This is a genomic window from Micromonospora musae, assembly GCF_003626545.1.
Classification (GTDB): Bacteria; Actinomycetota; Actinomycetes; order Mycobacteriales; family Micromonosporaceae; genus Micromonospora; species Micromonospora musae.
This window is the reverse complement of sequence record NZ_RAZS01000022.1, coordinates 1-13,244: the sequence shown is the minus strand read 5'-3', so window position 1 is coordinate 13,244 and position 13,244 is coordinate 1. Positions and strand designations below refer to the sequence as shown.

General features: G+C 71.7%; 12 protein-coding genes. 4 read left to right on the top strand and 8 right to left on the bottom strand.

What is annotated here, in order from left to right; genetic code table 11:
* Positions 1-173: 173 nt before the first annotated feature.
* Complete coding sequence (locus D7147_RS31945) at positions 174-4,565, bottom strand: FtsK/SpoIIIE domain-containing protein (RefSeq protein WP_120684443.1); 4,392 nt, start codon at positions 4,563-4,565, stop codon at positions 174-176.
* Between the two features lie 90 nt (positions 4,566-4,655).
* Positions 4,656-4,952 carry a WXG100 family type VII secretion target gene (locus D7147_RS32560; protein WP_158609416.1) on the bottom strand — a complete coding sequence of 99 codons (297 nt, stop codon included), beginning with the start codon at positions 4,950-4,952 and terminating at the stop codon, positions 4,656-4,658.
* A 238-nt stretch (positions 4,953-5,190) separates the two neighbouring features.
* Here D7147_RS32560 and D7147_RS31935 point away from each other — a divergent pair, with 238 nt between their 5' ends.
* Together D7147_RS31935 and D7147_RS31930 are read left to right on the top strand one after the other, a co-directional pair.
* On the top strand, positions 5,191-5,892 hold the full coding sequence (locus D7147_RS31935; protein ID WP_120684441.1) for a hypothetical protein: 702 nt from the start codon (positions 5,191-5,193) through the stop codon (positions 5,890-5,892).
* Positions 5,893-5,909: 17 nt separating this feature from the next.
* Positions 5,910-6,353, top strand: coding sequence for a DUF4333 domain-containing protein (locus D7147_RS31930; RefSeq protein ID WP_120684439.1), 444 nt, complete (start codon positions 5,910-5,912; stop codon positions 6,351-6,353).
* 102 nt (positions 6,354-6,455) lie between these two features.
* Here the strand turns inward: D7147_RS31930 and D7147_RS31925 are convergent, their stop codons facing one another.
* Both D7147_RS31925 and D7147_RS31920 read right to left on the bottom strand, forming a co-directional pair.
* Positions 6,456-7,502 carry a DUF1996 domain-containing protein gene (locus D7147_RS31925; protein ID WP_233563618.1) on the bottom strand — a complete coding sequence of 349 codons (1,047 nt, stop codon included), beginning with the start codon at positions 7,500-7,502 and terminating at the stop codon, positions 6,456-6,458.
* A 129-nt stretch (positions 7,503-7,631) separates the two neighbouring features.
* The gene (locus D7147_RS31920; protein ID WP_120684435.1) at positions 7,632-8,177 is read right to left on the bottom strand and encodes a TetR/AcrR family transcriptional regulator; all 546 of its coding nucleotides are present in this window, start codon (positions 8,175-8,177) and stop codon (positions 7,632-7,634) included.
* Positions 8,178-8,330: 153 nt separating this feature from the next.
* Between D7147_RS31920 and D7147_RS31915 the strand changes: the two genes are divergently transcribed.
* Complete coding sequence (locus D7147_RS31915) at positions 8,331-9,173, top strand: oxidoreductase (RefSeq protein WP_120684433.1); 843 nt, start codon at positions 8,331-8,333, stop codon at positions 9,171-9,173.
* A gap of 137 nt (positions 9,174-9,310) precedes the next feature.
* On the opposite strand, the gene D7147_RS31910 is transcribed toward D7147_RS31915, so the two are convergent.
* The 4 genes from D7147_RS31910 to D7147_RS32555 all read right to left on the bottom strand — a co-directional run bounded on the left by D7147_RS31910 (position 9,311) and on the right by D7147_RS32555 (position 12,017).
* The gene (locus D7147_RS31910; RefSeq protein ID WP_120684431.1) at positions 9,311-9,718 is read right to left on the bottom strand and encodes a hypothetical protein; all 408 of its coding nucleotides are present in this window, start codon (positions 9,716-9,718) and stop codon (positions 9,311-9,313) included.
* Positions 9,715-10,164, bottom strand: a complete 450-nt coding sequence (locus tag D7147_RS31905; protein ID WP_120684429.1) for a hypothetical protein — start codon at positions 10,162-10,164, stop codon at positions 9,715-9,717. The genes D7147_RS31910 and D7147_RS31905 overlap by 4 nt, the downstream gene beginning before the upstream one ends.
* A gap of 530 nt (positions 10,165-10,694) precedes the next feature.
* A complete protein-coding gene (gene trpS / locus D7147_RS31900; RefSeq protein ID WP_120684427.1) occupies positions 10,695-11,753 on the bottom strand; it encodes a tryptophan--tRNA ligase in 1,059 nt (352 codons plus the stop codon).
* A gap of 90 nt (positions 11,754-11,843) precedes the next feature.
* The gene (locus D7147_RS32555) at positions 11,844-12,017 is read right to left on the bottom strand and encodes a hypothetical protein (RefSeq protein WP_158609415.1); all 174 of its coding nucleotides are present in this window, start codon (positions 12,015-12,017) and stop codon (positions 11,844-11,846) included.
* A gap of 138 nt (positions 12,018-12,155) precedes the next feature.
* On the opposite strand from D7147_RS32555, the gene D7147_RS31890 reads away from it, so the two are divergent.
* Positions 12,156-12,407: an SCO4848 family membrane protein gene (locus tag D7147_RS31890; protein ID WP_120684423.1), complete on the top strand. Its 252-nt coding sequence runs from the start codon at positions 12,156-12,158 to the stop codon at positions 12,405-12,407.
* The last annotated feature ends 837 nt before the right edge of the window (positions 12,408-13,244 follow it).

The window sequence follows — 13,244 nt, the reverse complement described above, 5'->3', positions numbered from 1 at the left end:
CGCGCGCTCACGCCGCAGGCGGCGTCTCCCGTCGGAGTCGGCGGCTAGGGGGTAGCTGCCGGCTTCACGTCGGGGGGACACCGGGGGCGGTGTCCCCCCGACCTTTTTCAGCTACGGATACGCCGGCAGGTCACGCCCTTCCGGGGCGTGACCTGCCGGCGGGTGCGTGATCGTTACGCCGGCTCGTCGACCGGGGAACCTCCGTCCGCCGACGGTGCCCGCAGCGCGGCGGGTTCGGTCCGGGGCACCTGCACCAGGTGCAGCTTGCCGTCGCCGAAGTGCGCGAGCACCCGGCCCGCCCGTCCGCCGCCGAGCTGGCCGCGGGAGAGCTTGACGCCGATCAGCTCCCCGTCGCCGAGGCCCTGCGGGCTGAGCAGCCCGCCCTGCCGGTTGCGTCGGGCGTCGACGTGCCAGCCGCCGAAGCCGCCGGCGAGCCCGTCGATGGAACCCGCCATGATCAACCCCAGGCCGTTCTCCGCCCCGGTCCGCGCGATCTCTCCGAGGTCGCTGCCGGCGTCGCACTTGAGCAGCAGCTCGGCGTCGTCCAGGACGACGACGGCCGGTCCGGTCCGCCCGTCCAGGGCCGCCGCGAGCCCCGCCGAGGTGAAGTTCTCGCTCGTCACGAGATCGAGCACCCCGGGCAGGCCGGCCAGGTCCCGCAGCGGCGACCGGCGGGGTGCCGCGATCACCACTGGCGTCCCCTGCTCCAGCAGGCCGGCGACCATGGTCAGCAGCGTCGTGCTCCGACCCGAGCGCGGCGGTCCGGCCAGCACGAAGGTGGGGATGTTCTCCAGGTCCGGGCCGATCGCCGTGAGCTCGTCGCCGCCCACCCCGACCATCGTCCAGAGCGGTCCGGCCGGTCGTGGCAGCGTCCGGGCCTCGGCCAGGGTCAGCTCGTCCGGCAACACGTCGATCCGGAACGGGCGGGCGGCGTCGGCGAGCTCGGCGTCCCGCAGCCGGGCCGCTTCGGCGATCTCGGCGAGGGCCCGCGCCTGCCCCTGACCGGAGCTGTCCTCCGCGAGCAGCGCGATCTGCGCCTCCGCGCTGTCGACCGCCCGGATCGCCCGCCCCGCCTCGATCTCGTCGGGCAGCTGCCGGTAGTTGATGCCGACCATGCTGTAGTCGCTGCGTTCGGTCAGCCGGAGCACCAGCTTGTCGTCGGTGGTCGAGGAGATCCGGGTGGAGAACATGCTCCGGTCACCGGCCAGCACCACGTGGATTCCGGCCCCGGCGCCCTCCCGCAGCAGCGTGAGGAGAGCCGCCATGATGTTGCCGTTGTCGTAGTCGGCGAAGGTCTTGTCGAAGACCTCGAACCGGTCCAGCAGCAGCAGGATGTGTGGCGGACGCTCCGCCTCGGCCGCACCGCCGCGGTACTCGACGAGGCTCGCCGAGCCCGTGGAGGCGAGCAGCTGCTGCCGTCGCCCCAGCTCGGCGACGAGCCGACCGAAGAGCCGACCGAGCCGCTCCGCCTCCGTACGCTGCACCACCGCACCGCAGTGCGGCAGGTCGCTGAGCGCCAGCAACGCGCCGTTGCCGCAGTCGACGCCGTAGAGGTGGACGTCCGCCGCCGAGTGCGTACGGGCGACCGTTCCGGCGATCGTCCGCAGCGTCTGCGACCGCCCGCTGCGCGAAGAGCCGATGACGTGCAGATGCCCCAGCGTCCCCAGATCCAGCTCCAGTGGCACCTGCTCCTGCTGCGCCGGCAGGTCGACCAGGCCGTACGCGACCGGGGGCAGGTGGTAGCCGTTGCCTCGGGCGGCGGGCAGCGCGTCCACGGTCAACGTCTCCGGCAGCGCCGCCAACCACGGGCTGTGCTGCGGCGGGATGGCCAGCTGTGTGCTGGCGCCCCGGATCGCCTGCACCAGCACGGCGAGGTCGGTCAGCTCCGCGGACGGTTCGGCGTTGCCGCCACCGGGGCGGCTCGGCGCCGGCTTGCCCAGATCGGGCCAGGAGAGCGGTGCCAACCACGGCACCTGCCGGGTGGTGGCCCGGGCCCCTGGCCGGAACCCGCCGACCCGTCCGGCCTGGAACGGCACGAGCGACGACTGCGCGAGGCGGACGAAGGCGCGGCCGGGCGTCGACTTGGAGATCGAGGCGGCGTCCGGGGCGTTCAACACGTCCTGGCTCTCGCTGCTGTCGGTCACCCGTAGCGCGATCCGCAGGTTGGTGTTCGCACGGATCTCAGGCGACACCACGCCGCCCGGGCGCTGGGTGGCCAGCACCAGATGGATGCCGAGCGACCGTCCCCGCTGAGCGATGTTGACCAGACCGGTCACGAAGTCCGGCAGGTCGCGGATCATCGAGGCGAACTCGTCGATCACGATCAGCAGCCGGGGCATGGCGGTCCGGGTCGGCTCGCGGCGCAGCAGGTCGACGTAGTCGTCGATGTCCTTCGCCCCCGCCTCGGCGAGGATGTGTTCCCGCCGCTTCAGCTCCGCGGTGAGCGAGGTCAGCGCCCGGCTCACCAGGTGGGTGTCGAGGTCGGTGACCATGCCGACGGTGTGCGGGAGCAGGACGCAGTCCTTGAACGCGCTACCGCCCTTGTAGTCGACGAGTACGAAGGTCATGGCGTCCGGCCGGTTGGCGACCGCGAGCGAGGCGACCAGGGTCTGCAGCAGCTCCGACTTGCCGGAGCCGGTGGTGCCGGCCACCAGGGCGTGCGGCCCGTCCCGCTTCAGGTCCAGGGCGAACGGCCCGTCGAGCGAGATGCCGAGCACGGCCTCGGTGGTCCGGCCGCCGGTGGTCCACCGCGCCGCGACCGCGTCCGACTCTGGCGGCTCCATCCCCAGTACGTCGAGCAGCCGGCTCGCGTCCGGCAGCGCTCCCCCGTCGTCCGAGCCACCGGTGTCCCGCAACGGGGCCAGCGCGCGGGCGACCGTCCGCAGCCAGTCCAGGGAGACCAGGTCCGGGTGGACGCCGGAGACCGGGGCGGCGAGCGTCCGGGTCACCAGCAACGTCCCGTCGGCCTGCTCGGCGACGACCGCCTGGCACTCCTCCGGCAGCAGCTTCTCCTCCGCGTCGACGCAGATCGCGTGCACCCCGACCGACGGCCCTTCCCGCAGGATCTGTGTCACCCCGGGGAGCGAGCGCAGTTTGCGCGCCCCGTCGAGCACCACGAGGATGTCGCGGAACGCGCCGTCGGCCCGCTCGCCGGAGCGGGCGGAGATGACGGCGACCAGCTCCGCCACCCGCCGGGCCACGGTCTGGGTCTCCGCGCCGACGGTGGCGAGGGTGTCCTGGCCGTCGCGGGGTGCCGCGTGCGGCAACCAACCGGCCCACGACCAGCCCTCCTCGTCGCCGGCGCCGGCCAGCAGGTAGATCTGCAGGTCCTCCGGGCTGTGCAGGGCGGCCGCCTGGGCCACCATCCACCGGGCGGTGGCGCGGGCGACGGCACCGCCGGCGACGCCGACCACGCCGTGCTTGCGTACCGGCACCGTCGCCGGCACGTCGAGCGCGCTCCACCGGATCTCCCGGCGGTGTTCGTCCTGACTCGGATCCCGGAGCACCACCTCGGACGGAAGGTCGGCGCTGCCGGCGCGCAGCTCCAGGAAGTCGGGGTCGGTGCGGCGTCGTTCCCAGAGCCGGCGCTGCGGCCCCACCGCGATCAGCCGTACCGCCGCCGGGTCGGGGAAGTTCTCCCGCCGGGCCAACCGTTCGGCGGTCAGCGCCTCCTGTGCCTCGGCGCTGATCCGCTTCTTCTTCGCCTCGTACTCGGCGAGCCGGGTGCGGTAGGTGACCTTCCCCTGGCGGCGGGCCCCGACCTGGCTGGCGATCAACGCCACCGGCGAGAGGACGGCGAAGAGCAGGGTCAGTGGGTTCCGCGTGACGAGGTACGCGGCCCCGGAGACCACCAGCGGGGCCAGCACGGTGATCAGCGCGATCGGTCGCCGATCGGGCGGTGCCGGCACCCCCGGAAGGGTGAACTGGGTGGTGCGGGCCGCGGGGAGCAGGCGCGGCGGACGGTTGTAGTCCAGGCCGGTCCGGTCCTCGGAGATCTGCAGCGCGGCCTCCGCCCGGGCCGGGCGACACAGCTCCAGCATGGACGAGCCCACGGCGAGCTGCGCGCCGGGAGCCCAGACCTGCTCGCCGTCGAGTTCGGCGCGGTCGAGCAGCAGCCCGGGTTGGGCCGGGCGCAGGCGACACTCACCGTCCGGGGTGACCCGGATCCACGCCATCACGGCGGCGAGCGACGGATCGGTGAGACGGACCCGGCTGGTGCTCGCGGCGCCGACCGAGTGCTCGCCGATGTCGAGCTGGTGCACGCTGCCGGCGTCGGTTCCGCTGACCACCCGTACCTCCAGCAGGCCGGGAGGTTGCGCGGGCGCCTCGGGTACGGGCCGGTCCAGGCCGAGCACGGTGCCCTGGCGCAGCGGCGCCTCGGCGAGGGTGAGCCGCGGGTCCAGCGGCGCCCCGGCGACGAAGATCGTCGGGGGCGTGTCACCGGGCGCCGCACGGCGCGCGCCCAGCGCTTCGGCGAGCTCCGCGACGGTGTTCTCGGGGCTGGCGTCGACCTGGTAGTCGGTGACGGCGGTGGACGGGTCCGCAACGGTGAGCAACAGACGCACGTGGTTCTCCTGGTCGGATGGTCCGTCAGAACAAAACGTCGGGGCCGCGTGGTGATCTGCTCACCACGCGGCCCCGACGCCGTCCGGTCGTCAGCGGCTGAGGCTGTTCGCGGTCTGCGTGTCGGTGTCGGTGAAGGCGTCGCTGACCTGCGTGAGGTACTGGCTGATGCCCTCCATGCCGTGCAGCGTCTGGTCCACGCTGCCCTTGTACTCCTCGAAGTACGGCCCGAACTGCTGCTGCGCGCCCGGGGTGTTGTAGCCGCCCTGGATCAGCGTGTCGATCTTGCTCTTGGCCTGCGTCATCCCGTCGAGCAGCGTCTGCATGTTCTGCTGCAGCCAGCTCGCCGACTCCTGGATGTCCTCGCTGACGATGTGGTAAGTAGCCACGTTTCCGCTCCCTCGTGTCCTCGGGTCTCTCCGGCTCGTGAGGCGGTCTCTCGTGGACCGTCTTTCGCCGTTGCCGCCACCCACACGGACGGTGCCCCGGAACGGTTCAGTGGAAGTTCGGGCTTCGTGACGGGAGCCTCTCTCCGGCACCCCGGTGAACCACTTCGCCGATCCGGCCGTGTGGGAGCCGAACCGCGCGTACGGGCACGGTTCTCCCCGAACACGAGGTAGAGCAGAGATGTTGTTGCGCAGCCGGATCGCGCGGACCGCGATCGCACTGACCAGCCTGGCCGCCCTGGCCGCGTGTGGTGAACAGCAGTCCGGGACGGCGGCGCCGGCCGCCTCGACGGCGGGCGGGCAGCCGAGCCCGACCGTCTCGACCGCGGCGAGCCCGGAGCGGAACCCCGAGGTGGTCGAGGCCCCGACTCCGCTGCCCACGCCCACGGTGGCGAAGACCCAGCGCCGGGTGCAGATCTACAGCGGCCCGGCCAACACCTCGCTCTCCCCGGCGCCGGACAAGGGTCAGGGCAGCAACATCGTGCAGTTGAACGGGACCGCGTCGGCCGACATCGGCACCTACGTCGCCGACGGCAAGGGCATGACCCTCTACCGGTTCGACAAGGACAAGGCGAAGCCGTCGAAGTCCAACTGCAACGGTGACTGCGCGAAGACCTGGCCCCCGCTGCTGATCAAGTCGCCCGGCCAGATCTATCCGAGCGGGATCAACCCGCAGCTGATCGGTTACGTGGAGCGGGCCGACGGCACCTGCCAGGTGACCATCGCCGGCTGGCCGGTCTACCTCTTCGCCAACGACACCGAGCCGGGCGACATCAAGGGCCAGGGCGTCGGTGGCACCTGGTTCGCGATCAACCCGACCGGGGGCAAGACCAAGCCGCTGCCCGAGGTGATCGGCATGCCCACCCCGGCCGCCGCCCGCTGAGCCCGGAGGAGACGACGATGACCAACCCGTACGGGGGTCCCGACAACAACGGCGCGGCCCCGCCCACCCCGCGTTGGGCGCCCGCCCCACCGCCGCAGTGGGGGCCGGCCGCGACGCCCGCCGCCCGCCCCGCACGCCAGCGGCGGTTCTCTCCGAAGCTCGTGGTGGCTGTGGCCGGCCCGGTCGTGGCCGTCGTCGCGCTGGTGGCCGTGCTCGGCCTGGCCTGGCCCGGCTTCCTCAACCAGAAGGTCTTCGACACGGCGGCGCTACAGCAGGGGGTGCTGACGGTGCTGCGCGACGACTACCAGCTCGACGCGAACAACGTCGCCTGCCCGACGGGCCAGTCGGTGGAGGTGGAGCACCGTTTCTCCTGCTCCGCCCAGGTCGCTGGGGTGCCGAAGACGATCAGCGTCACGGTGAAGTCGTCCGACGGCCGCTTCGAGGTCGGACGGCCGCAGTGAGGCGGCGGGGCGTACCCCGGATCGACGTCACCGGCCCGTCCGGGCGCCGGCGGCCGGGCTGCCGGGACGGGGGCCCGAAGCGGCCCGCCGTCCCGGCGGAGCTCAGCCTTCCCGGCAGCTCTGCCCGCTGTTGAGGCAGGTCACCACCTTCGCCATCAGCGGCTCCGGCATCAGGTTGACGAAGAAGGCGTGATCGGTCAGCGGGCTGTTGCGCTGGCCGTCGAAGGCGTCGATCTGGAAGCGGACGCCCGGTGGAAGGTCGTACGCGAGGGTCATCCGCAGCCGCGGCACCGGGAAGGTGCCGTGCGGGCAGGCGCCCTCCCCGGTGGGGAAGACCAGGTGCGAACGGTGACTCTCGCTGTCCGTCCGCCGGCCGTCCCAGCAGCTCGGGAAGTCGTACACGCGCAGCACCCGGTCACCGGCCGGGCAGGCGGGATAACGGGTGGTGCGCCGCTCCGGCGTGCTGGCACAGGTCCACGTCGCCGCCGCGTTCGCTCCGCCGTTGGTCACGGCTACGGCGTCCCCGACGGTGCCGGCGAGCTGCTGCGGCATCGCCACCACGTTCCCGCGGGGGTTGCCGGTGAAGGTGAGCGCCACCTCGACCGGCACCTGGATCTCACCCTCGTGCCCGGGGTGGCTCGTCGCCTCGCCGGTGGCGCCGGCCCCGTCGGTCGCACCGGCCCCGTCCGCCGCGACGGTGCGCAGCACCGGCCAGAAGTAGGTCGACCGGTCACCGTTGGGGCAGGTGGTCGCGGCGGCCGCGAGGGTACGGGGGGTCGAGTTGACGGCCGTGGAGACGTTGCCGACGTAGTCGTGCACGTGGTGTGGCTGGCCGGGGAAGCCCGGTGCCATCACGATGTTGGCGGTGTTGCGGTGGCCGTTCTCGTTGCGGCCGCAGTCCCAGGTGAAGGTGCCCGTGGCCGCGCCCGGTGCGGTCGCGGGAGCGGCGGGGCCGGAGGGTACGGACCTGATGTCGACGAAGTCGGGGCCGAGGAGATTCGCCACCGGCGTGGGCGGGGCGTCCCCGCCCACCTCGACCCGCTGCGCCACGCCGAAGGCGAGCGCGACGAGTAGGAGTTCCAGCATCAGCGTGGCGGCGATCGCCGGACGCCGGGCCGTCCTGCTCCTGGTCCGATCGCTAGGCGGCACGCTGATGCACCCACTCCGGTCGCCTCACCCTGTCGAGGGTAGGGCGGGCGGCTCGGGACGTCCGTCCGGCCGCCTTCGGTGTGATCTGGGCCGAACTCTGGTGTCGCGCGGGCGCGCCGCGGGCCCGGGTCAGTGCGAACCGATGCCGTTGAGCAGCGACTCCACGACCCGGTCGGCGGCCTCGGGCGGCGCGAGATCGGTGAACTGGTGAGCGGCGGTGGAGACCACCTGGTCGAGCAGCGCGCGGAGCCACCCGACCGGTAGGTCGTCCCGGAACAGCCCCTCGTCCACGGCTCGTTCGACGAACCGGTCGAGCCGCCGGCTCTGCTCCCGCGCCCGGGCATACGCGGTCGGATCGCCGCGCATCATCCGGTGCATGTCGACCGGCCACTGCCGACTGACCGGAACGATCCCCTCCACGTAGCGGTGCAGCGCCACCTGTACCGGCGCCTCGTCGAGGCGTGCCTGCTCGAACACGAGGTCGACGTTGTCGAGCTTGGCCATGAAGACGGCGCTGAGCAGAGCTTCCCGGGTGGCGAAGCGCCGGTAGACGGTGCGGCGATCGACCCCGGCCGCGGACGCGATGGTGCTCATGCTGGTCGCCGGATCTTCGGCGAGCAGGCGTGCTCCGGTCCGCAGGACCAGATCGAGGTTTCGCGCCGCATCAGCTCTCATGACCCTGCCGAGATTACACCTGTGCGGCAGCTCACTCGATTAATGCCACGAGCAGGAGCCATGAAGCGATGGAAGTGCTACGTTGGTGTGGCAGTAAGGCTGAGGTGGGTCCCAGGCGTATGCCGCTGGCGGGCCCCGAGAAAGGAAATGATCATGTCGAAGACGTGGCTCATCACCGGTAGCTCCGCGGGCCTTGGCCGGCACCTCGTCGAAGCGGCGCTGGCCGCCGGTGACAACGTGGTGGCGGCCAGTCGTTCTCCGCGGCAGCTCGACGACCTGGCGCTCCGTCACGGCGAACGCCTGCTCGCCGTGAGCCTGGACGTCACCGATCCGGCCGCCGCCCGGACCGTCGTGAACAGCGCCGTCGAGCGCTTCGGCAGCCTCGACGTCCTCGTCAACAACGCCGGCTACGCCACCACGGCCTCCGCGGAGGACTTCCCGGAGGACGAATTCCGCCGCCAGGTCGAGACCAACCTGTTCGGCGTCGTCAACATGACCAAGGCCGCCCTGCCGGTCATGCGTCGCCAGCGCTCCGGCCACCTCATCCAGGTCTCCTCGATCGGGGGCCGGGTGGGCGGTACCTCCGGCCTGAGCGCCTACCAGACCGCCAAGTACGGCGTCGAGGGCTACTCCGCAGTCGTCGCCAGCGAGGTGGCGCCGCTCGGCATCAAGGTGACGATCATCGAGCCGGGCGGGCTGCGGACGAACTGGGCCGGCGGTGCGGCGGAGCCCTCGGTGCCGGTCCGCGCCGAGTACGACGACACCGTTGGCAGGTGGCTGCGGATGTTTGCCGACTACTCGGGCAACGAGCCGGGTGACCCGGCGCGGGCCGCCGACGCGATCGTCGAGATCGCCGCGAGCGAGGAACCGCCGCTGCGGCTGCTGCTCGGGTCCGACGCGCTCCAGATCGCCCTGGACCACTCCAGGAACCAGATCACCGAGGCGCAGAAGTGGGCCGAGCTGACCCGGTCCGCCGACTTCGCCGCGTCCGCCTGACGACTCGGCCGGCATACCGCCCTGGTGCCCGCCGATCCTTCCCCGAGGACGCGGACCGGCGGTGGAGCGGATCGAGGTAGCTCCACCGCCGGTCCTGCGCAGACTCCTGACCCGGTCGCCGTGCCGACCGCACGGGGTCAGGAGTCGTGTGGCTGGTCGCCTCTCTCGGTGGACTCCGCCACGGTCGCCCGGATCCGGCGCAGCGTGGCATCGGGCGCCATCACCGCCGCCCGCCACTTCTCCAGTGTCCGGCGCAGCGACCGGACGGCGGCCTCCAACTGATGCACCCTGCTGCGCATCGTGGCCAGCTCCTCGCGGGAGGCGTTCGCCTCGCGTTCGAGTTCGCAGACCCGCGCTCGCAGCGGCTGCACCAGGGTGAGCGCGGCGTCGGTGAGCGTGTCCGCGGCGTCGGCCTTGAACTTGCCCCGCTGGATGATCACCGCGACGATCGCGGCGAGTCCTCCGGCGCTGCCCAGCACGCCGAGCGCGGAGAGCACGGTCTGCAGCCACTGCGGGGCGGCTGGGGATGGTGGCGCGCTGCTCATGCCGCCTCTCCGTTCGGAAGCTCGGTGCTGGTTTCGCGACTGATCAGGGCGATCTGCCGGAGATCGACGACGATCTGCCCGGAGCGCCAGAACGATCCGGCCGACACGGCGACCACGAACGAGATCGCGGCCACTCCCTGCGCGCCCGAGACCGCCGCGATGGCGACCGCGTACATGCCGGTGATCGAGCCGAGCAGCAGCAGCGCTGCCAGCTCGATCCCGAGACCCGTCGACAGCCGTCCGGGCCAGAGGATCCCCGCGAGACCGACCAGGCCACCGACGATCAGGCCGGTCTCCCAGCCGGCCTGGAGCGGAGGTGGCATCGCCAGCGTGACCGACTGTGGTCGGACGTCCAGGAGGATCAGGAAGAGGCCGCAGGGCGGGGCGGCCAGGAGGACGGCGACCTCGAACGGCTGGCGCCGGGAGCGGATCCGGTTGTGCGGCACGAGTACTCCTCGGGCGACTCTGCCGCCTCCATCCGGCGGTGCCCGGGTGATCAGCCGAGCGGCGACAGATGCGCCGATGGTGGTGCCCTCGCGGCTGCGCGACCCGGTTGGAGGCCCGACTGAACGGACGGCATCGAGTGGGGGGTACGACGCGGCGCCGTTGACGGGCCGATAGACAAGTCGTATCACTGGCCCGAAGCCCTCGTCCACTCTGGGGTCAGTCGTATTTCCGCAGGTCAAGCCCGGGGTGGGCGGTTACCCGGCCGCCGAGCGGCGTCTTCGTTCGGCGGACCGGCCGATGGTGCCCGGATGCCGACCGCCCTCCGCACGCGGGGCGTACGGGGGGCGGTCGGGTGAGCGCGCCGGATCCGATGATGATCTTGTACGTGTTCCAGCCGCTGCCCCGCTGAACCGGGTTCTGCGCACGAAGGAGTGAGCCTATCGATGCGAGCGCCGACGGCTACGCCACCGAACAGCTGGACTTGTCTCCTCGTTCCGCGACCGGCCGGGTCTTCCGCAGCCGTCGCGGTTCAACCCTCGGTGGCCAGGACCCGTCCGGCCCGCTCCGCCCGGCGGCGCATCCGGGTGTACGCGCTGGTCAGGCCCATCGCCCGGCGCACCTCGCGCATCGTCTGCCGTACCTCCCGACGGGTCCGTTCGGTGCCGTCGAAGATCAGCTGGTCGACCAGGCCGCGGTCGTCCTCGATCCGTTCCCGGCGCTCCCGGATCGGGTCCAGGAAGCGGTTCAACGCGTCGGTCAGCTTCTCCTTGACCTCGACGTCGCCCACCCGCCCGGCGCGGTAGCGCTCCTTCAGCTCCGCCACCTGTGCCCGATCCGGGTTGAACACGTCGTGGTACGCGAAGACCGGATTCCCCTCGACCGTTCCGGGCACGTCGGCGCGCACCCGGTTCGGGTCGGTGTACATGCCCATGACCTTCCGCCGTACGGCGGCCTCGTCGTCGGAGAGCAGGATCGTGTTGCCCCGACTCTTGCTCATCTTGGCCGCCCCGTCCGTACCGACGAGGGAGGGTGTCTCCGCCTGGATCAGCTCCGGGACCGGGAAGACCGTCCCGTAGAGGCCGTTGAACCGCCGGGCGATCTCCCGGGTCACCTCCACGTGGGCCGCGTTGTCCTTCCCGACCGGTACGACCTGCCCCTTCACGCAGAGGATGTCGGCGGCCTGGAGCACCGGGTAGCCGAGCAGCCCGTAGGGCATCTCCTCCTTGCCGGAGTCCCGGGCCATGTCCTTGAGCGACGGCACCCGCTCCAGCCGGGGCACGGTGACCAGGTTCTGCAGGAGCGTGTTCAGGTCGCCGACCTCGGGGATCGCGGACTGGAGGTAGAACGTCGCCCGGGCCGGGTCGACGCCGGCGGCCAGGATGTCGGTGACCATCTCGCGGGCGTTGTCGGCGACCCGTTGAATGTCCTCGCGGGTGTTCCTGGTGGTGAGCATGTGCAGGTCGGCGACGATGAAGAAGCTGTCGTAGCCCTGGTGCAGCCGTACGCGGTTCGCGATGCTGCCGACGTAGTGGCCGAGGTGCAGTCGCCCGGTCGGGCGGTCCCCGGTGAGCATCCGTGCAACGGACATGGTGGTACGCCTTTCGTGCCTGGGAAGAGTGGGTTGACGCGCGGGTGCGCCGGTCGCGGCGACGTCGCCGGACCGGTCAGCGGGATCGGGTCAGTACGCCGTCCGCCATCGCGCGCCGTCGCGGAACCGCAGTCCGCCGGCACGAAGGACATCGAGGATCTGCTCGCGGCCGTCGCCGCGGTGGGCCGGGCCGGTGGATACGCCGAGCGGGAGGTCGTCGCTGCTGGTGACGACCTCCGGCGTGGGGATGCTCGGCCGGGCCATGGCCTCACCGTACACGTCCAGCGGTCTGCCTGGATGCCGAGCGGATCGACCGGAGTCAGTGCGGTCGCACCTCGGGGCTCTAGGCCCGGCCCCTTGACCAGGTCGGCTGCCCGGCCACCGCTGGCATACTCGGCTGCCATGGTGTTGTCGCGTGGCTGGGCCCTCTTCCTCACGGGCGTAGGGGTCTGGATGTGGGTGATCTGGCCGAGGTTCGCCGTGGCGATCTGGGACGACCCCCGGTCGTGGTCCGGTGGTGTCTCCGCCCAGGGGGCGCCGACCGCCTTCCTCTGGGTGCACGCCCTCCTGATCGGCGGATCGCTCGCCATCGGCACCGTCGTGGGAGTGCTCGGCGTTCGCGCGTGGTTCGCGGCGCGCGGGCGTGCTCGCTGACGCGGCCGGCTACCGGAAGTTCAGCTGGAACGCCGCTCGCCGCACCGAGGTCGCCGATCGTGCAGGCGAACGGCCTCGCGTTTCGACGTCTTCGAGCCGTCCCGCGGGGGTGTGGGGGGCGGTCGCGGCAGACCGCCGAACGCGGCGTTCACTCGGCGTTCAGGCTCGACGAGCGCGGGCCGGCCCGGGGTGACCCGCTCTGATCAGCGAAGATAGGCCGGTGGTGATGGTGTGACGCGCGCCGCCCGCCCCCGATTTGACGATCAAACCCGAAGCCGCGTAACTTTCTCTCTGCCAGCGCGGAACGGGGCAAACGGGACGAAAGCCCGGGGGCCTCGGATCGGGATGGTATCGGGATCAGAGCGGCCGCAAGGCCACTCCGGGACCGGTTCCGGGCGGTGCCCCGGATTCGCCGCGAGGCGGATTTGGTGCGGCGAAACCGACCGGGTAAGGTTGACGACCGGCAGGGCACCGGGCGAGCTAGCGGGAGACCGCAGCGGCCGGCCTGCCGAATCCGACGATCAAGCTCAGCGGCTTGCTGCTGCGCGTGTTCGACGGTGCCAACCCGTACGAAGCACGACAGACCGGCACAGACCGGTTTGACACGGCGGAAACGGTGAGGTAACGTAGTAAAAGTGCCCGGCGCGAGAGCGGCGGGACGCGGAGCGAAATGCCCCGGATGATGGGCTCCCTGGTGGGGGTTGTCGGATGGTGTGTGGTTGTTCTTTGAGAACTCAACAGGGTGCTTGATAAGCCAGTGCCAAATTGATTATTACCCCGGACTGGTTGATTCTTCGGGATCTTCCGGTTGGGATTCCTTTGGCAACATTTTGTTGC